Below are 659 nucleotides of genomic sequence, written 5' to 3'. Positions count from 1 at the left end.
TGTACACCGAGTTTAGCCTGAACTGGCCAAGCGCTCGAACTCCATAGGGCTGAGATACCCGATGGTCGAGTGCCGTCGCCTGGGGTTGTAGAAGCGCTCGATGTAGTCGAACACGTCGGCCCGGGCCTGGTCGCGATTGCGATAGACGCGGGCTCTGACGCGTTCGGTCTTGAGCGACGAGAAGAAACTCTCCATCGCGGCGTTGTCCCAGACAGTGCCTGATCGGCTCATCGAGCAGGTGATGCCATGATCGGCCATCAGGCGCTGGAACTGGTCAGCGCTATATTGGCTGCCACGATCCGAATGGTGCAGCACGGACCGCGGGCTGCCGCGCCGCCAGATCGCCATGACCAGTGCATCGGCGACGAGCTGCGCCGTCATGCTGGCGCTCATCGACCAGCCCACGACGCGGCGCGAGAACAGATCAATCACGACGGCCACGTAGAGCCACCCCTCGGCGGTCCAGATATAGGTGAAGTCAGCCACCCATTTTTGGTTCGGCTGCGTTGCCGCGAACTGGCGGTCCAGGATGTTGGGCAGCACGGCAGCCAGTTGCCGCACACCGATGTCTTTGGGCAGGCCGCGGCGGCGCGGCCGCGCCCGAAGCGCCTGCTGGCGCATCAGCCGTTCGATCTTGTGCAGCCCACAGCAGAAGCCCT

At 63.9% G+C, this 659-nt stretch carries 1 protein-coding gene; it reads right to left on the bottom strand.

The features are described from left to right. Positions 1–12: 12 nt before the first annotated feature. On the bottom strand, positions 13–659 hold a 647-nt coding region (locus tag GT007_RS22095; RefSeq protein WP_160123827.1), incomplete at its 5' end, for an IS3 family transposase.

Source organism: Rhodovarius lipocyclicus, assembly GCF_009900765.1.
GTDB lineage: Bacteria > Pseudomonadota > Alphaproteobacteria > Acetobacterales > Acetobacteraceae > Rhodovarius > Rhodovarius lipocyclicus.
Note: the sequence above shows the minus strand (reverse complement) of the source record. Positions and strands in the feature narration are given on the sequence as shown.